Source organism: Streptomyces bikiniensis (genome assembly GCF_000716625.1).
Taxonomy (GTDB): domain Bacteria; phylum Actinomycetota; class Actinomycetes; order Streptomycetales; family Streptomycetaceae; genus Streptomyces; species Streptomyces bikiniensis.
In genome coordinates this window covers 51,431-68,698 of record NZ_JNXJ01000011.1, presented here as the reverse complement: position 1 = coordinate 68,698, position 17,268 = coordinate 51,431, and the positions used below count along the sequence as shown (strand labels likewise).

General features: G+C 70.8%; 16 protein-coding genes and 1 tRNA gene. 10 read left to right on the top strand and 7 right to left on the bottom strand.

Annotated features, from left to right (window positions below; translation table 11 throughout):
* Positions 1 to 45: 45 nt before the first annotated feature.
* Positions 46 to 594 (bottom strand): helix-turn-helix domain-containing protein, encoded by a 549-nt coding sequence (locus OO47_RS11025; RefSeq protein ID WP_030206720.1) that lies wholly within the window; start codon positions 592 to 594, stop codon positions 46 to 48.
* A 129-nt stretch (positions 595 to 723) separates the two neighbouring features.
* Here OO47_RS11025 and OO47_RS11020 point away from each other — a divergent pair.
* The 3 genes from OO47_RS11020 to OO47_RS11010 all read left to right on the top strand — a co-directional run bounded on the left by OO47_RS11020 (position 724) and on the right by OO47_RS11010 (position 3,019).
* Positions 724 to 796: transfer RNA gene (locus tag OO47_RS11020), tRNA-Ala, on the top strand.
* Positions 797 to 1,311: 515 nt separating this feature from the next.
* Positions 1,312 to 2,493 carry an MFS transporter gene (locus OO47_RS11015; protein WP_280923804.1) on the top strand — a complete coding sequence of 394 codons (1,182 nt, stop codon included), beginning with the start codon at positions 1,312 to 1,314 and terminating at the stop codon, positions 2,491 to 2,493.
* Positions 2,494 to 2,638: 145 nt separating this feature from the next.
* On the top strand, positions 2,639 to 3,019 hold the full coding sequence (locus OO47_RS11010) for a DUF6344 domain-containing protein (RefSeq protein ID WP_030206716.1): 381 nt from the start codon (positions 2,639 to 2,641) through the stop codon (positions 3,017 to 3,019).
* A gap of 363 nt (positions 3,020 to 3,382) precedes the next feature.
* Here OO47_RS11010 and OO47_RS11005 read toward each other — a convergent pair whose 3' ends face one another.
* Entirely contained in the window at positions 3,383 to 4,096 is a 714-nt protein-coding gene (locus tag OO47_RS11005) for a DUF5324 family protein (protein WP_030206713.1), read from the bottom strand.
* 172 nt (positions 4,097 to 4,268) lie between these two features.
* Here OO47_RS11005 and OO47_RS11000 point away from each other — a divergent pair, with 172 nt between their 5' ends.
* Both OO47_RS11000 and OO47_RS10995 read left to right on the top strand, forming a co-directional pair.
* Complete coding sequence (locus OO47_RS11000) at positions 4,269 to 4,796, top strand: peptidylprolyl isomerase (protein WP_030206711.1); 528 nt, start codon at positions 4,269 to 4,271, stop codon at positions 4,794 to 4,796.
* 23 nt (positions 4,797 to 4,819) lie between these two features.
* Positions 4,820 to 5,683 (top strand): rhomboid family intramembrane serine protease, encoded by an 864-nt coding sequence (locus tag OO47_RS10995; protein ID WP_030206709.1) that lies wholly within the window; start codon positions 4,820 to 4,822, stop codon positions 5,681 to 5,683.
* Between the two features lie 315 nt (positions 5,684 to 5,998).
* Here OO47_RS10995 and crgA read toward each other — a convergent pair whose 3' ends face one another.
* The gene (gene crgA, locus OO47_RS10990; RefSeq protein ID WP_030206706.1) at positions 5,999 to 6,253 is read right to left on the bottom strand and encodes a cell division protein CrgA; all 255 of its coding nucleotides are present in this window, start codon (positions 6,251 to 6,253) and stop codon (positions 5,999 to 6,001) included.
* A gap of 140 nt (positions 6,254 to 6,393) precedes the next feature.
* Between crgA and OO47_RS10985 the strand changes: the two genes are divergently transcribed.
* From OO47_RS10985 to OO47_RS10965, 5 genes are all read left to right on the top strand, one after another.
* Positions 6,394 to 7,161, top strand: a complete 768-nt coding sequence (locus OO47_RS10985) for a DUF881 domain-containing protein (RefSeq protein ID WP_030206692.1) — start codon at positions 6,394 to 6,396, stop codon at positions 7,159 to 7,161.
* A gap of 180 nt (positions 7,162 to 7,341) precedes the next feature.
* Positions 7,342 to 7,503 (top strand): hypothetical protein, encoded by a 162-nt coding sequence (locus OO47_RS37225; protein WP_030206689.1) that lies wholly within the window; start codon positions 7,342 to 7,344, stop codon positions 7,501 to 7,503.
* Positions 7,500 to 8,138, top strand: coding sequence for an aminodeoxychorismate/anthranilate synthase component II (locus OO47_RS10975; protein WP_030206688.1), 639 nt, complete (start codon positions 7,500 to 7,502; stop codon positions 8,136 to 8,138). Before OO47_RS37225 ends, OO47_RS10975 begins: the two co-directional genes overlap by 4 nt.
* The gene (locus OO47_RS34885; protein ID WP_078489583.1) at positions 8,135 to 9,646 is read left to right on the top strand and encodes a class E sortase; all 1,512 of its coding nucleotides are present in this window, start codon (positions 8,135 to 8,137) and stop codon (positions 9,644 to 9,646) included. Before OO47_RS10975 ends, OO47_RS34885 begins: the two co-directional genes overlap by 4 nt.
* Positions 9,647 to 9,683: 37 nt before the next feature.
* Positions 9,684 to 10,361 (top strand): class E sortase, encoded by a 678-nt coding sequence (locus tag OO47_RS10965; protein ID WP_030206686.1) that lies wholly within the window; start codon positions 9,684 to 9,686, stop codon positions 10,359 to 10,361.
* Between the two features lie 89 nt (positions 10,362 to 10,450).
* On the opposite strand, the gene pknB is transcribed toward OO47_RS10965, so the two are convergent.
* From pknB to OO47_RS10945, 4 genes are all read right to left on the bottom strand, one after another.
* Positions 10,451 to 12,499, bottom strand: coding sequence for a Stk1 family PASTA domain-containing Ser/Thr kinase (gene pknB, locus OO47_RS10960; protein ID WP_030206685.1), 2,049 nt, complete (start codon positions 12,497 to 12,499; stop codon positions 10,451 to 10,453).
* A 188-nt stretch (positions 12,500 to 12,687) separates the two neighbouring features.
* Positions 12,688 to 14,154 (bottom strand): peptidoglycan D,D-transpeptidase FtsI family protein, encoded by a 1,467-nt coding sequence (locus OO47_RS10955; RefSeq protein ID WP_030206683.1) that lies wholly within the window; start codon positions 14,152 to 14,154, stop codon positions 12,688 to 12,690.
* Complete coding sequence (locus tag OO47_RS10950; protein WP_030206681.1) at positions 14,151 to 15,575, bottom strand: FtsW/RodA/SpoVE family cell cycle protein; 1,425 nt, start codon at positions 15,573 to 15,575, stop codon at positions 14,151 to 14,153. Before OO47_RS10950 ends, OO47_RS10955 begins: the two co-directional genes overlap by 4 nt.
* Positions 15,576 to 15,602: 27 nt before the next feature.
* Positions 15,603 to 17,090, bottom strand: coding sequence for a Stp1/IreP family PP2C-type Ser/Thr phosphatase (locus OO47_RS10945; RefSeq protein ID WP_030206675.1), 1,488 nt, complete (start codon positions 17,088 to 17,090; stop codon positions 15,603 to 15,605).
* Between the last annotated feature and the right edge of the window lie 178 nt (positions 17,091 to 17,268).

The window sequence follows — 17,268 nt, the reverse complement described above, 5'->3', positions numbered from 1 at the left end:
CCCGTCGCTTCGTCTCTCCGCGGACCCGGCCGGCCGCCGGACCCGTCAGTTCTGGTGCGACTCGTAGTGGGCGACCGCCTCGGCGGTGCGCCCGGCGCCGTACACCCTGAGGAACTCTGCCAGTTCCGGGTGGGCCGGGGCGAGGGAGTCGGCGGCGTCGATGATGTCGCCCGCGGCGGCGACGGAGCGCAGCAGGGACTGGATCTCGCGGACCACCCGGCGCACGGTCGGGGCGCCGGAGGCGGTGCCGGTCTGGCCCGAGCCGGTGAGGACGGAGCCGCCCTGCGACTTCTTGATCTCCTCCATCCGGTCCGTGGCCTCGGCGGCGCTGACGCTGCCGTCGGCGACCTGCACGGCGAGCTCCTGGAGGGCCTGGACGCGCTGGACGACGGCCGGGTTGCCGATCTTCGCCCGCTGGCCGCTCATCAGCTGGGACAGCATGGGCGCGGAGAGCCCGAGCACGGCCGCGAGCCTGGCCTGATTGAGCCCGAGGTCGTCGATCAGCCGACGGAAGAGCGCCCCCAACGGCTCCCCGTACCAACTGCGCTGAAGCTCTCTGGCTCTGGCCGTGGCTTCCTGCTGCGCTGCGTCCATCACTTCTCCCCATCCCTGCGGTTCGCCACTGCGAACCTCGGTCAGCATCTTACGGAGCGTGGTCGCGGACCGGGAGTCCCAATCCTTTTGCCGGACATGGGGGGTGACCCGGTACGCTGTCCTCGTTCTGGGGCCTTAGCTCAGTTGGTAGAGCGCTGTCTTTGCATGGCAGATGTCAGGGGTTCGACTCCCCTAGGCTCCACTCCGGACAGACCCCCCTGACCTGCGGAAGCGCGGGTCAGGGGGGTCTTTCGCTTTTTCCCCGGGCCCGGGGCGGCGGTCGGGAAGCGGGCCCGGGGCCGTGGCGCTGGGTGATCGGGAGCTCAATGGCCCAGGTGGAGGGGGCTCGAATGGACCAGAAGGAGCGGGCCACTCGGTTCTAGCGTCGTGTCCATGGCGAAAGAGTCGAACGTGCGGGCGCGGACGGGCACGGCGGAGCGGTACGCGCGCGGGGGCAGGGGGGAGGTGCGCGGGGGTGGTGATCACGCGCATGGGGGTGGTGATTACGCGCGCGGGAACGGTGGGCACGCGCGTGGGGACGGTGGGCACGCGCGTGGGGACGGTGGACACGTGCGCGGGGACGGTGGACACGTGCGCGGGGACGGTGGGCACGTGCGCGGGGACGGTGGGCACGCGCGTGTGGAGGGGGCGTGCGGGCGCGGAGGGAAGGCGGGCGGGCGCGGAGGCGGGACCGGCGGGGGCGCGCCGCGCGCGCTGGTGGTCGCGCAGTTCGTCAACGCGGTCGGGGACGGGGCCTTCTACGTCTCTTCGGCGCTCTACTTCACCCGGATCGTCGGTCTCTCCGCACCGCAGATCGGGGCCGGACTCGCGGTCGCCTGGGCCGTCGGATCGGTCGCCGGGGTCCCGCTGGGGCACCTGGCCGACCGGCGGGGACCGCGCGGGACCGCCGTCCTGCTCGCCCTGGCCACCGCCGCGGCCGTCGCGTCCTTCCTGGTCGTGCGCTCCTTCGTGCCGTTCCTCTGCGCGGCCGTCGTGTACGCCGCCGCGCAGAGCGGCCTCGCCGCCGCCCGGCAGGCCCTGCTCGCCGGACTCGTCGGGCCGGCCGCGCGGACGCGGGTACTCGCCCGGCTCCAGGCCGTCCTCAACGGCGGGCTCGCCGTGGGGGCCGCGCTCGGCGGACTCGCGCTGCACGCCGGGACGCGGACCGCGTACCTCTCCGTCTTCGCGCTGGACGCCGTCGCCTTCCTGGCCTGCGCGCTGGTCCTGGGCCGACTGCCCGCGGTGGCGGCCGCCCCGGGGCCGGCGGGCGGCGGGCCGGGGCTCGCGGTGCTGCGGGACCGGCCGTACGCGCTCCTCGCCCTCCTCAACGCCCTGATGCTGCTGCGGATGCCGCTCCTCAGCCTCGCCCTGCCGCTGTGGATCGTGGGGCGGACGGCGGCGCCCGGCTGGACCGTGTCGGCGCTCTTCGTCCTCAACACCGGCGTGGTGATGCTCTTTCAGGTCCGTGCCGCCCGGTCCGTGACGGACCTCGCCACGGCCGCGCGGGCGGTGCGGTGGTCGGGAGCGGTCATGTGCGCCGCGTGCGCGGTCTTCGCGCTGTCGGGGCTCGGGCTCGGGTCCGGGCTCGGGTTCGGCGCCGGGGCGGGGGTCGCGGTGGCGGTGCTCGTCCTCGGGGCCGTGCTCCAGGTCCTCGCCGAGATGCGGCACTCCGCAGGCGCGTGGCAGATCGGCTTCGCGCTGGCCCCCGCCGACCGGATCGGCCAGTACCAGGGCTTCTACGGCTCCGGTGTCCCCGTCGCCCGCACCCTCGGGCCCCTGCTCGTCACCACGCTGCTCATCGGCTGGGGCGTGCCCGGATGGCTGCTCCTGGGCGGGGTCTTCCTGGTCGCGGGGGCGGTGACCGGGCCCGCCGTGCGGTGGGCCGAGGGCGCCCGCTGATCCGTACGAGTGGTGTTCATCCGAAGAACTGCGCACGGGCGGCGTCGCTCCGTGCCATTCCGGGGCGCGGGCACATCATGAGGAAGGTATGTAAAGCGCGCAACCTGAAATGAACCATCCGAGAACATCACGAAAGTGAGGGATCATGGCCACCGCCAAGGTCAAGCAGTTCTGGGCCGCCTTCCTCTCCGTCCTCTTCGCCCTGCTCGCCTCCGTCGGCCTGGCGGGCACCGCCACCGCGGCTCAGCGGCCCGCCGTGCAGCAGCCCGAGGAGCCGGCGGCTCCCGCTGCCGCCGCCGCGACCGCCTCCACCGCCGGGGAGCGTGCGTCCGCCTCCGTACCGGCACAGCGGGCACACCGATGGCCGCTCGTCGGGGACCGTTCCCTGCCGCCCACCATCAAGCAGCGCATCGCCGCCGAGGCCCACGGCTCCTCCCCCACCGCGCGCCAGCGGTCGTCCGTGCCCGCGGCGGCCGAGAACGACCCGGTCGCGCTGACGGAGCTGGCGCTCGCCACGGCGGCGTAGGGCGCGGGGAGACCACGACGTGCACTCCCCGCACCCCACACGCCCCGTGCACGGCGCATCGGCATCCGCTGCGATCCGGCATCACACGATGGAAAGCGGCGCTATCCGAACCGCTCGGACTGCTCAGACTGCTCGGACCGCTCGGACCGCTCGGACCGCTCGGACCGTTCGAACCGCTCGGGCCACTTGCTCCACGCAGTCCACTTGCTCCACTCGGGCCACCCGAACAACCAGACTTACCCGGTTCACCCGTTTCCCTCGGTCCACCCGGACCGCACCGCAGCACCCCGCAGGCCCCCGTACCGCAACACGGCACGACCCGGCAGGGCCCCACGGCGGGACCCGCAGGACGTCCCCGTCCGGTCAGCGGCCCTCGTCGCGGCGCTCGGCGGCCTCCGCGGCGTCCAGTTCGGCGGCCTCCGCCTCCGCCTCGGCCTCCTTGGCCTCCACCTCCGGATCGAGGGTGGCACCACTGCCGTCGACGGACGTCAGTACGGTGACCTCCTCGTCCACCTCGGTGGCGACGGGCGGCTCGACCAGCCAGTCGGGATTGGACTGCTTGTCCCACCACTTCCAGGCGGCGAACACGCCGCCGGCCACCACGCCGAGGACGACGAGTCCCTTGGCGAGGCGCCCGGCCCTGGCCCGGCGCTCGTGCTTCCTCACGATCTTCCGGATGTCCTTCGGCGTCACCTGACCGCGCAGCGCGGCCCAGGCGGCCGTGGAACGCGCCCCGGCCTCCTCCAGGACGGGACCGGTGGCGGCGACCGCGCTCTCGACGCGCGGAGCGGTGTAGTCGGCTGCCTGACGGGCGGCCCGGCGGGTCTTGACCGCCGCACGCTGTGCGGCCGCGTCGACCCGCGGCGGCACCCGCGGCGCGACGTAGGAGTCGTACTGCGCGCGTGCCTGCTTGGCGGCCTTCGAGAGCTTGGGCGCGATGATCTCCCGCGCCTCGTGCGCGTAGTGCGTGGCCTGGTCCCGGGCCGTCTCGGCGTACGGCGCCACCGCTTCCGCGGCGTGCAGGACGCTCTCCTTGGCCGAACCTGTCGCGGAGCGCACGCTGTCCATGCGGGTCACGGGGTTCCTCCTCCTCGGTGGCGATGTCGGGTTTTCGCCTTTCCATCCTTTTCGAAATCATGCCCGCCGGATCCAGGTCCGGCATGCGGGGTGGGCATCCGGGTCATGCGAGGATCGTTCACTGCAGAGTCAGGCGTGACATGACGCGCCCCGAAGTGGACGGAAGGCGACCGTGGCCGAGCAGCTGTACGCGATCCTCAAGACGGGCCTGGGCGAGATCGAGGTGCGGCTCATGCCGTTCCACGCCCCGAAGACGGTCCGCAACTTCGTCGAGCTCGCGACGGGCGAGCGCGAGTGGACGCACCCCGCCACCGGCGCGGTCTCCAAGGACCCGCTCTACGACGGGACGGTCTTCCACCGGGTCATCAAGGGGTTCATGATCCAGGGCGGCGACCCCCTGGGGAACGGCACGGGAGGTCCCGGCTACGAGTTCGCGGACGAGTTCCACCCGGAGCTCTTCTTCGACCGCCCCTACCTCCTCGCCATGGCCAACGCCGGCCCGGGGACCAACGGATCGCAGTTCTTCGTCACCGTCGCCCCCGCGACCTGGCTGAACCGCAAGCACACGATCTTCGGTGAGGTCGTGGACAAGAAGAGCCGGGAGGTCGTGGACGCGATCGCGGAGACCGCGACCGATCCGCACACCGAGCGTCCGCTCCGGGACGTGGTCCTCGAGTCCGTGGTGATCGAGAAGCGCTGAGCCGGAAGGGACGGGGACCCCGCATGGACTCGCAGCCCGGTCTGCCGCGCTGTTACCGCCACCCGGAGACCGAGACCGGCATCCGCTGCGTCCGCTGCGACAGGCCCATCTGTCCGCAGTGCATGATCTCCGCATCCGTCGGCTTCCAGTGCCCCGACTGCGTACGCGGCGGTTCGGGCACCGGTCACGCCCCCGACGCCAACCGGCCCCGGACGCTCGCGGGCGGCCGGGTCGCCGCGGACGGACGTTTCGTCACCAAGATCGTCATCGCGATCAACCTGGCGCTCTTCATCGCCGTCCAGGCGGTGGGCGACCGGCTCGTCGACGACCTGGCGCTCATCGGCTACGCCTTCCTCCCGACCGGCGAGCTGGTCGGGGTGGCGGTCGGCGAGTGGTACCGGCTGCTGACCTCCGCCTTCCTCCATCAGGAGATCCCGCACTTCCTCTTCAACATGCTGGGGCTGTGGGTGATCGGCGGGATCGTCGAACCCGAACTGGGGCGGATCCGGTACGTGGCCCTGATCCTGCTCTCCGGACTCTCCGGTTCGGCGCTCGCCTATCTGCTCTCCCCGCAGAACCAGTTCTCGCTCGGCGCCTCCGGGATCGTCTTCGGGCTGATCGGGGCCTGGGTCGTGCTCGCCCGCCGGCGGCGGCACGACATGCGGCCGGTCGTCCTCTTCGTGGCGCTGTCCCTGCTGCTGACCTTCACCCGTCCGGGGATCTCCTGGGAGGCCCACATCGGTGGTCTGGTCGGCGGCGCCCTGGTGACGTACGCGCTGGTGCACGCGCCGCGGGCCCGCCGGAACCTGGTGCAGTACACAGCCTGTGGACTGGTTCTCCTGCTCGACCTGGGGATCGTGCTCTTCCGCTCGGCCGCGCTCGCCTGAGCGCACAGGGCTGTGGATGAGCTTCCGGGACGGCTTTCCCCAGAGTTATCCACAGCGTGTGGCGGTCTCTGTCCGCTCCGCACTAAAACAACGCGCCCCTCACCTCTGACCTGGGTTTTTACCAGGGAGGTGAGGGGCGCGACGCATGGTGCCGATGGTGGACGCGGTCATACCGGCGTCAACATCGTGAGAGTTATCCACAGATCTTCTTAAGTTATCCAGTGCTGTGCACAACGCTGTGGATAAACTCAGGGGAGAGCTTGACGGGCCCCCGGTGCGGGCGCTACAGCCCCCGCCGCACGTGTCGGACCGCCGCTACTTCCACTGCGTGGAGACGCCGAAACCGGCCGCGATGAAGCCGAAGCCCACCACGATGTTCCAGTTCCGGATCGACTCGACCGGCATGGTGCCGTCGGTGACGTAGAAGACCACGATCCACACCAGTCCGATGGCGAACAGCGCCAGCATCACCGGCGCCACCCAGCTGCGGTTGGTCAGCTTGATGTTCGTGGCCTGCTTGGCGGGCGGAGGCGTGAAGTCGGCCTTCTTGCGGATACGTGACTTCGGCACGAGGGACTCTCCTGTCGATGCGCTGCGTGACCGCGCAGGGAACTGTGGCTGGCGCCGGGATGTGACGAAGGAGGACGTCTGCGTCCCCCAGGCGTCCGTTAGCGTAGTGGTTCCGCGGCACCGAAGGGGATCAGGGTACGTTGAGCAATTCCGCCGGCACTCCCGAAGGGCCGGGCCGCACCACCAGGTGGCGCCCCGTCCGGCTGCTCACCCTCGCCGTTTTCGCCCTCGCCGGTCTGATCTTCGTCACGAGCTTCAACACCGCCAGGGGCACCAACCTCCGCACGGACGCCTCCCTCCTCAGGCTCTCCGACCTCATCGAGGAACGCAGCCACAAGAACGCCGGACTCGACGAGGCCGCCGCCGCCCTCCGCTCCCAGGTGGACTCCCTCGCCGCCCGTGACGACGGCTCCACGCGCGCGGAGGACGAGAAGCTGGCGGCGCTCGAAGCGGCGGCCGGCACCACCGAGATCTCCGGCTCCGGCCTCACCGTCACCCTCAACGACGCCCCGCCGGACGCCCGGGCCGCCCCCGGCTACCCCGAGCCGCAGGCCAACGACCTGGTCATCCACCAGCAGGACCTCCAGGCCGTCGTCAACGCCCTCTGGCAGGGCGGCGCCGAGGGCATCCGGGTCATGGACCAGCGGCTCATCTCCACCAGCGCCGTGCGCTGCGTCGGCAACACCCTGATCCTCCAGGGCCGCGTCTACTCACCGCCGTACAAGATCACTGCCGTGGGCGACCGGGGAAGGCTGAGCAGGGCGCTGGCCGACTCCCCGGCGATCCGGAACTACCAGCTGTACGTCAAGGCGTACGGGCTCGGCTGGAAGGTCGACGAGCACCGGGCGGTCACCCTCCCCGGGTACGCGGGCACGGTGGACCTCCACCACGCGACGCCGGCCGGCTGACCGGATCCCGACCGGGGCCCCTCCCTTCCGGTCCGGCCGCGAGCCCGTCCACGACCTGTGGACAACGGGCCGCGATTCCGGGGCGCCACCCGTTGTCCACAGGCTTTGGACAGGCGGCCCCTCCCGGCCCCCTCGCCCCGTACTCTGGTCCCGTAACGAACGGAAGGGGCGGTCGACGTCATGTACGGCTGGATCTGGCGGCATCTGCCGGGCAACGCGTGGGTGCGGGCGCTGATCTCGATCGTGCTGGTCCTCGCGATCGTCTACGTCCTCTTCCAGTACGTGTTCCCCTGGGCGGAGCCGCTGCTTCCGTTCAACGATGTGACGGTGGACGGCCAGTGAGCGCGCGAATTCTCGTCGTCGACAACTACGACAGCTTCGTCTTCAACCTCGTTCAGTACCTCTACCAGCTCGGCGCCGAGTGCGAAGTCCTGCGCAACGACGAGGTCGAGCTGAGCCACGCCCAGGACGGCTTCGACGGCGTCCTCCTGTCGCCCGGACCCGGCACGCCCGAGGAGGCCGGCGTCTGCGTCGACATGGTCCGGCACTGCGCGGAGACCGGTGTGCCCGTCTTCGGCGTCTGCCTCGGCATGCAGTCGATGGCCGTGGCGTACGGCGGCGTCGTCGACCGCGCGCCCGAGCTGCTGCACGGCAAGACCTCGCCCGTCACGCACGAGGGCCGGGGCGTCTTCGCCGGCCTGCCCTCGCCCTTCACCGCGACGCGCTACCACTCGCTGGCCGCCGAGCCCGCCGCCCTGCCCGCCGAGCTCGAAGTCACCGCGCGGACCGAGGACGGCATCATCATGGGCCTGCGGCACCGCGAACTCCCGGTCGAGGGAGTGCAGTTCCACCCCGAGTCCGTCCTCACCGAGCACGGCCACCTGATGCTCGCCAACTGGCTGGAGGAGTGCGGGGACAAGGGGGCGGTCGGCCGGTCGGCGGGGCTCGCGCCGGTGGTGGGCAAGGCCGTCGCGTGACGACGGGCTCGCCGTGGTTCCGGGCGAGGCACGAGCCGGGGCAGGAGCCGACGACGGGGGACGGGTACGTACCGGAGGGCGGACACGTACCGGAGGGCGGGTACGCGCCGGGGAACGGGTACCCGTCGGGAGACGGGCACGCGCCGGGGAGCGGTTACGCGCCGGAAAGCGGTTACGTACAGGGAGGCGGTTACGCGCCGGAGGCGCAGCCGCACGGACCGGCCGCCCCCTACGCGTCCGCCGACCCGTACGCCTCCGCCACCGATCCGTACGCGCACGCGGAGCGGTACGCGGCGCCCGCCGACCCGTACGGGGCCCCGGGGACGTACGCCCCCGCGGAGCCTTACCCGCAACAGGCCGGGCCGTACGCCGACCCGTACGCGCCCGCCGAGCCGCACGCGCAGCCCGGTCCCTACGCACCGCCCGATCCGTACGTAACGGACAATTCCCACGTCCCGGCCCAGTCGTATCCCCGAGAGCGGCCCTCCGGGCGCGGGACCGCCTCCCCCGAGGGCCCCTACGAGGCCCGCTACGGGCCGTACGGGGCCGAGGAGGGTCCGGCGTCGCGTCCGGACGGGGCGGCCGTCCTACCGGTCTCCGAAGGCCCTCCGGAGCCCTCGGAGAAGGAACCGGAGAAGCAGGCGGTCGAGGAGGCCGAGCAGGCGGCCCCCGGGCCCGGGCGGGCCGAGCGCCGCCGTGCCGCCAAGGGCGGCCGGGGGAAGGGCCGCCGGGGCGCCCCGCCCGCCACCGCCCCGCCCGCCACCGCCGGGGCGAAGCCGGCCGCGCCCCTCTCCCGGGTCGAGGCCCGACGGGCCGCCCGCGACGCCAAGGACAGCGCCGGCGTCGTCGTCAGCCGGGCCGTCGGCGAGCTCTTCATCACCTTCGGTGTCGTCATGCTGCTCTTCGTCGCCTACCAGCTGTGGTGGACGAACGTCCTCGCCGGCCAGGAGACCGACCAGGCCAAGGAGCGGATCGAGGACACCTGGGCCAAGGGCGGGAACGAGGACGGGCCCGACGTCTTCGCCCCCGGCGAGGGCTTCGCCATCATGCACATCCCCAAGCTGGACGTCGTCGTCCCGATCGCCGAGGGCATCGACAAGACCAAGGTCCTCGACAAGGGCATGGTCGGCCACTACGCCGAGGGCAGTCTCAAGACGGCCATGCCCTCCGACAAGCAGGGCAACTTCGCGGTGGCCGGCCACCGCAACACGCACGGCGAGCCCTTCCGGTACATCAACCGCCTGAAGCCCGGAGACCCGATCGTCGTCGAGACCCGGAACACGTACTACACGTACGAGATGGCGAGCATCCTGCCGCAGACCCCGCCCTCCAACGTGGCGGTGATCGACCCGATTCCGAAGGGTTCCGGCTTCACCGAGCCCGGCCGGTACATCACGCTGACCACGTGCACGCCGGAATTCACCAGCACCTACCGCATGATCGTGTGGGGCAGGCTCCTGGAGGAGCGTCCGCGCAGCAAGGGGAAGCCCGAAGCGCTCGTAGGCTGAGTCCCCACACCTCCGGACAGGACGACGGGACGACCTAGTGGCACGAGCGCGCAACCGGATCGCCGGGATCATCAGTGTCTTCGGCGAACTCCTCATCACGGCGGGCCTGGTGCTCGGTCTCTTCGTCCTCTACTCGCTGTGGTGGACCAACGTCCTCGCCGACCGCGCCGCCGACAAGGACGGCGCCCAGGTGCGCGACCACTGGGCCGACGACGCCCCGGGCGCGCTCGACACCCGGGACGGCATCGGCTTCCTGCACGTGCCGGCGATGGGCGACGACGAGGTCCTGGTGAAGCGGGGCACCGATCCCGCCGTCCTCAACAACGGCGTGGCCGGCTACTACACCGACCCGATCAAGTCCGCCCTCCCGCAGGAGAAGCAGGGAAACTTCACGCTGGCCGCGCACCGGGACGGGCACGGGGCCAAATTCCACAACATCCACAAGGTGAAGACCGGGGACGCGATCGTCTTCGAGTCCAAGGACACCTGGTACGTCTACAAGGTCTACAGGACCCTGCCCGAGACCACGAAGTACAACGTGGACGTCCTCCAGCCCGTCCCGAAGGAGTCCGGCAGGACCGAGCCGGGCCGGTACATCACGCTGACCACCTGCACCCCCATGTACACCTCGGACTACCGGTACGTCGTCTGGGGCGAACTGGAGCGCACGGAACGGGTCGACCGCGACCGGACGCCCCCGGCGGAGCTGCGCTGACCCCTCCGCCCTCCGCGCGCGACAACGGGAGAGCCCCGGCGTCCGACCTTCCGGATGCCGGGGCTCTCCCGTTCGTACGGGGGGCGGGATCAGTCGAACCAGCCGCCGATGCCGCCGTTGTCGTTGCCGTTGTTGTTACCGCCGTTGTTGTCCCCGTTGTTGTTGTCGCCGGGGTTGCTGGGGAGCCCGCCGCCCGCGGTGTAGACCTCCACCGTGGAACCGGTGTTGACGGGGGTGTTCGCGGGCGGGTTGGTGCCGAACACCAGCGCGTCCTCCTTGTCCGAACCCTTCTGGACGACCGTCAGGCCCATGCCCTCGAGCTGCGCCTTGACGTCCTTGAAGGGACGGTTCCCGAGGTCGCCCGGGATCGTGACCTGGGTCTGCTGCGGGCCCTTGGAGACCTTGAGCTTCACCTCGGAGCCTCCCGCGACCGAGGCGTTGCCCTCCGGAGACTGCTCCAGGACCTCGCCCTTCGGCTTGTCGGAGTCCACGTCCTCGGTGACCACCACGAAGCCCAGGGCCTTCAGCTGCTGCTCGGCCTGCGCGAGCTGGTTGCCGACGACCGGCGGAACCGTGCTCAGCTTCTTCTTCGCGATGGTGATCGTCACCTCGGAGTTCTTCTCCGCCTTGGTGCCGCCGCCCGGGTTCTGGCGCAGGACCGAGCCGGGGTCCTCGTCGGACTCCTCCTCCTCGACCTTGACCTTGAAGCCCTTTTCCTCCAGGGACTTCGTGGCCCGCTCCTGGGACTGCTCCTGGACGTCCGGGACCTCCACGAGCGGCGCGCCCTCGGAGAGGAACACCTTGATCGTGCTGTCGGGCTCCAGCTTCGTGACGTTGTCCGCGACCGGCTCCTGGCGGCAGATGGCGCCGGTGGGCTGCTCGCAGCGCTCGGTGCCCGCCTGCTGGACCTTCAGGTTCACGTTGGCGGCGCGGTTCGTCGCGACGTCCAGCTTCTCGCCGACCAGGTTCGGCACCGTGACCGGCTGCGGGCCGTCGTTCTTGTCGAAGACCCAGACGCCGATGAAGATCGCCCCGACGAGCACCAGGATGCCGGAGAGGGCCAGCAGGATCGTCGAGGTGTTCGACTTCTTCTGGCCGCCGCCGCGGCGCCGGTCCGGGCGGTCGTCGTAGCCGTAGCCGCCGTCGTTCGGGTTGATCGGGGGGAGCATGGCGGTCTGGCCGCCCGGGTCCGCCTGGCGCAGGGCCGTGGTCGGCTGGTCCTCCGGCGGGTAGCCGCCGTAGCCCCCGCCGTACGCGGGCGCGGCCGCCATGCCCATCGCGGCGGCGGCCGCGACCGGCTGCCCGTCGAGGCAGGCCTCGATGTCCGCGCGCATCTCGTCGGCGGACTGGTAGCGGTAGTCGGGGTCCTTGACCAGCGCCTTGAGGACGATGGCGTCCATCTCGGGCGTGATCTCGGGGTCGAAGTTGCTCGGCGGCTGCGGCTCCTCGCGGACGTGCTGGTACGCGACCGCGACCGGGGAGTCGCCGATGAACGGGGGACGGACGGTGAGCAGCTCGTAGAGCAGGCAGCCGGTGGAGTACAGGTCGGAGCGGGCGTCGACCTGCTCGCCCTTGGCCTGCTCCGGGGAGAGGTACTGGGCCGTGCCGATCACCGCGGCGGTCTGCGTCATGGTCATGCCCGCGTCGCCCATGGCGCGCGCGATGCCGAAGTCCATGACCTTGACCTGGCCGGTGCGCGTCAGCATGACGTTCGCCGGCTTGATGTCGCGGTGCACGATGCCGGCGCGGTGCGAGTACTCCAGCGCCTGGAGGATGCCGACCGTCATCTCCAGGGTGCGCTCGGGAAGCAGCTTGCGCCCGGAGTGAAGAAGCTCACGCAGGGTCGAACCGTCGACGTACTCCATCACGATGTACGGGATGGAGACCCCGTCGACGTAGTCCTCGCCGGTGTCGTAGACCGCGACGATCGCCGGATGGTTCAGCGAGGCGGCGGACTGTGCCTCACGGCGGAACCGGGCCTGGAAGGACGGGTCACGGGCCAGGTCGGCCCGCAGCGTCTTCACGGCGACGGTGCGGCCGAGCCGGGTGTCCTGGGCGAGGTACACCTCGGCCATGCCACCACGGCCGAGCACCGAGCCCAGCTCGTACCGGCCGCCGAGGCGACGCGGCTCTTCCATAGCTAATCCAGCCCTCTCCGTCTGTCCCGACCGCACCCATGGGTGGTCCGGCGGTGTGTGCTGTTCGCGCATACGCTACCGGCCCCGGGCAGGCGTTCCGCCCGGGGCCGGTAGCTGATACCCGACCGGTACCTGGCCCGTACCGGGTCGGGACCGGGTCCTTACGGGGTCCCTACGGGGACGGGGAATCAGCCCCGGGTCTTCAGGACCGCCTTCATCACGGCCTTCGCGATCGGGGCGGCCAGACCGCCACCGCTGATGTCCTCGCGGCTCGTGCCCGCCGAGTCCTCGACGATCACCGCGACCGCGACCGGGGAGCCCTCGGAGGTCTTCGCGTACGAGATGAACCAGGCGTAGGGGCGCTTGGCGTTCTTCTCGCCGTGCTGGGCCGTACCCGTCTTGCCGCCGACCTTCACGCCGTCCATCTTCAGGTCGGCGTTGCCGCCGGTGCCGTTGGAGACGACGTTCTCCATCATCTGCTGGAGCTGCTGGGCGGTCTCCTGCGAGACCGGGCGGCTCATCTCCTCGGGCTCGTTCTTCTTGACCAGGTCGACGTTCGGGGCGCGCAGCTCGTCGATCATGTACGGCTTCATCAGCTTGCCGTCGTTGGCGATCGCCGCCGTGACCATCGCCATCTGGAGCGGGGTGGTGGCGGTGTTGAACTGGCCGATGGACGACTGGGCGTTGCCACCGCGGTCCATCTTCTTGTCGTAGACGGAGGCGGCGGAGCGGACCGGCACGTACTGCTCGGCGTTGAAACCGAACTTCTCCGCCATCTCCACCATCTTGTCCCGGCCGACCTCGTCGCCGAGCTTGGCGAAGACCGAGTTGCAGGAGACTTCCAGCGCACGGTTCAGGGAGGCGTTCTCGCAACCCTGCGCGTGGTTCTTCATCGGCACCGTGGACAGCGGCAGGATGTACGGCTCCGGCGTCTTCGTCGGCGCGTTGATGTCGGTGACCTTGCGGTTCTCCAGGGCGGCGGCGGCGGTGACGACCTTGAAGACGGAACCGGGCGGGTAGATCTCGCGGAGCGCGCGGTTCAGCTTCGGCTTGTTCTTGTCCTTCTCCAGCGCGATCCACGCCTTCTCGTCCGCGCGGGAGTAGCCGGCGATGGAGGAGGGGTCGTACGAGGGGGTGGAGGCCATCGCCAGGATCTTGCCGGTCTTCGGCTCGATGGCGACGACGGCACCGGTCTTCTTGCCGAGACCCTCGAAGGCGGCCTTCTGCGCGGCGCCGTTCAGGGTGGTGACGACGTCGCCGCCCTTCTTCTTCTCGCCGGTGAACATGGCGAGGGTGCGGTCGAAGAAGAGCCGGTCGTCGTTGCCGGTGAGGATGCCGTCCTCGATCTTCTCGATCTGGGTGGCGTCGTAGGCCTGCGAGGCGAAGCCGGTGACCGGGGCCCACATGGGGCCGTCGACGTAGGTCCGCTTGTACTTGTAGTACTCGTCCTTGGAGTCGACGGAGCCGGTGATCGGCTTGCCGTCGACGATGATGTTGCCGCGCTCGTTGGCGTACCGCTCGATCTGGACCCGCCGGTTGGTGGCGTGGGTGCTCAGTTCGTCGGCGCGGACGAACTGGATCCAGTTGTCCCGTACGAGCAGGGCGAGGACGAGCAGGCCGCAGAAGATCGCGACCCGGCGCAGCGGCTTGTTCACGGACGGACCACCTGGGTCATCTCGGCGTCGGGGGACGGGGCGGGCGCGGGCGCGGGACGGCGCGCGGTGTCGCTGATCCGGATCAGGATGCCGATCAGGGCCCAGTTGGCGATCACGGAGGAACCGCCGTACGCGAGGAACGGCATGGTCATGCCGGTGAGCGGGATGAGGCCCATCACACCGCCGGCGACCACGAAGATCTGGAGTGCGAAGGCGCCGGAGAGGCCCATCGCGAGCAGCTTGCCGAAGGGGTCGCGGGCGGCGAGGGCGGTACGGATGCCGCGCTCGACGATCAGCCCGTAGAAGAGCAGGAAGACCATCACACCGGTGAGGCCCAGCTCCTCGCCGACCGTGGCGAAGATGAAGTCGGAGTTGGCCGCGAAACCGATGAGGTCGGAGTTGCCCTGGCCGAGGCCGGTGCCGAGGATGCCGCCGGAGCCGAAGGACATCAGCACCTGGGTCATCTGCTGGCAGGCGGCGACGCCTTCCGTGGCGCAACTGAAGGGGTCGGCCCAGGCGTCGACACGGGCTTGCACGTGGCCCGCGAAGGACGCCACGCCCACCGCTCCCGCGACGGACATCAGGAGACCCATGACGATCCAGCTGGTCCGCTCCGTCGCCACGTACAGCATGATCACGAACATGCCGAAGAACAGCAGGGAGGTGCCGAGGTCGTTCTCGAAGACCAGGATGAGGAGGCTGACCGCCCAGATCGTCAGGATCGGGCCGAGGTCGCGGCCACGGGGCAGGTAGAGCCCCATGAAGCGGCGGCTGGCCAGGGCGAGCGCGTCGCGCTTCACCATGAGGTAGCCGGAGAAGAAGACCGCGAGCACGATCTTCGCGAACTCGCCCGGCTGGATCGAGAAGCCGGCGACCCGGATCCAGATCTTGGCGCCGAAGCTGTCCATGCCGAGGCCCGGGACGAGCGGCAGGAGCAGGAGGACGAGGGACACGGCCATGGAGATGTACGTGTAGCGCTGGAGGACCCGGTGGTCCTTGAGCAGCAGCAGCACGCCCACGAACATGGCGATGCCGATCGCCGAGTACATCATCTGGCTGGGGGCGTCCGGGCTGAAGCTGCCGTACCGCCGCATCGAGGTGGCGATCAGCCGCGGCGACTGGTCCAGGCGCCAGATCAGTACCAGGCCCATGCCGTTCAGCAGGGTCGCGAGGGGCAGCAGCAGCGGGTCCGCGTACGGGGCCCACTTCCGGACCACCAGGTGCGCGACGCCCGCGAGGAGGGCCAGGCCGAGCCCGTACCCGAGCATGCCGGCCGGGACCTTGCCGTCGATGGCCAGGCCGACGTTGAGGTACGCGAACACCGGGATGACGACGGCGAACGCGAGCAGCGCCAGCTCGGTGTTGCGCCGGCTCGGCGCCTCGATCGCGCCGATGGTGGTCGTGTTGGTGACAACGCTCATGGTGGTGAAAGGCCCCCCTACGGGTGCTTACTGCTTGCCGCAGTTCGAGGCCAGCTTCTGCTCCTCCCCCGTGAGGGTGGGACCCGGGGACGGAGCGGCTGTGGTGGGCTTGGAGTCGGGGGCGGTGCCGTCGGGCTTCTGGGCCGGCGGCTTGCTCGCCTGGTCGGCGGCCTGCTCGGCGGCGGCACGGCGCTGCTCGGTCTTCTTGCAGGCGGAGGCCTGCACGGCCAGCTCGGCGATCTTCGTACGGGCCTTGCCCAGGCTGCCGCCCGCGATCGTGTCCTCGACCTGCTTCCGCTGGTAGGCGGGGAGGTACTTGAGTTCGATCTCGGGGTGGTCCTTCTCGACCTTCGACAGCGAGATCCACGCCAGGTCCTGGCTGATGCCCTGGTAGAGCGCCACGTGCTGGTCCTTGGAGCCCACGAAGTACTGGGTCTGCGTCCAGCGCCAGCCGCCGTAGAGGCCGCCGCCGAGGAGGGCGAGGACCAGGAGCAGGAAGAAGGAGCGCTTGAGCCACGTGCGGCCCTTGCGCGGCTTGACGAAGTCGTCCTCGGTGTACGACTCGAAGGAGCCCTCCGGGGGCATCCCGTCGTAGCCGTGGTCGTCGCCGCTGCCGGGCGGGCCGAAGCCGCCGGCCGGGGGCTGCCGGTGGGCGGCGTGGCGGCCGAGCCCGGAGGCGCGGCCGGCCGGGGTCTGCATGGCCCCGCCGTCGTTCAGCTGGGCCTGGTTCTCGGCGACCGCGCCCACGATGACCGGGGTGTCGCTGAGGTGGCCGGCCAGGGTGTCGCCGCCGTCGACGTCGAGGACGTCGGCGACGATCACCGTGATGTTGTCGGGGCCGCCGCCGCGCAGCGCGAGCTGGATCAGCTCCTGCACGGTCTCCTGCGGGCCCTGGTAGCTGGCGAGGGTGTCCTCGAGGGTCTGGTGCGAGACCACGCCGGACAGGCCGTCGGAGCAGATCAGGTACCGGTCGCCGGCCCGGACCTCGCGGATGGAGAGGTCGGGCTCGACGTGGTCGCCGCTGCCGAGCGCGCGCATGAGGAGCGAGCGCTGCGGGTGGGTGGTGGCCTCTTCCTCGGTGATCCGGCCCTCGTCGACGAGCCGCTGGACCCAGGTGTGGTCCTGGGTGATCTGGGTCAGGACGCCGTCGCGGAGCAGGTAGGCGCGCGAGTCGCCGACGTGCACCAGACCGAGCCGCTGGCCGGTCCAGAGGAGGGCGGTGAGCGTGGTGCCCATGCCCTCCAGCTGCGGGTCCTCCTCGACCATCATCCGCAGCTGGTCGTTGGCGCGCTGCACCGCCGTACCGAGCGAGGTGAGGATGTCGGAGCCGGGGACGTCGTCGTCGAGCGTGACGAGGGTGGAGATCACCTCGGAGGAGGCGACCTCGCCGGCGGCCTGGCCGCCCATGCCGTCGGCGATGGCGAGCAGCCGGGGACCGGCGTAGCCGGAGTCCTCGTTGCCCTCGCGGATCATGCCCTTGTGCGAGCCCGCGGCGAATCGCAGCGACAGAGTCATGCGCACCTGCCCTGTCGACGCTGCATCGGGGTACAGCCGGTCTCGACCCACACTGCCCACCCTCCGGTCGCTCCGGTCACTTCAGTCGCTCCGGACGCGTCAACCGCTCCGGCCGGGAGCGCGGCACGTCCCGCGGCGGGGACCGCCCCGGCTCGCTCGCTCCGCTCGCGCCTCTTCA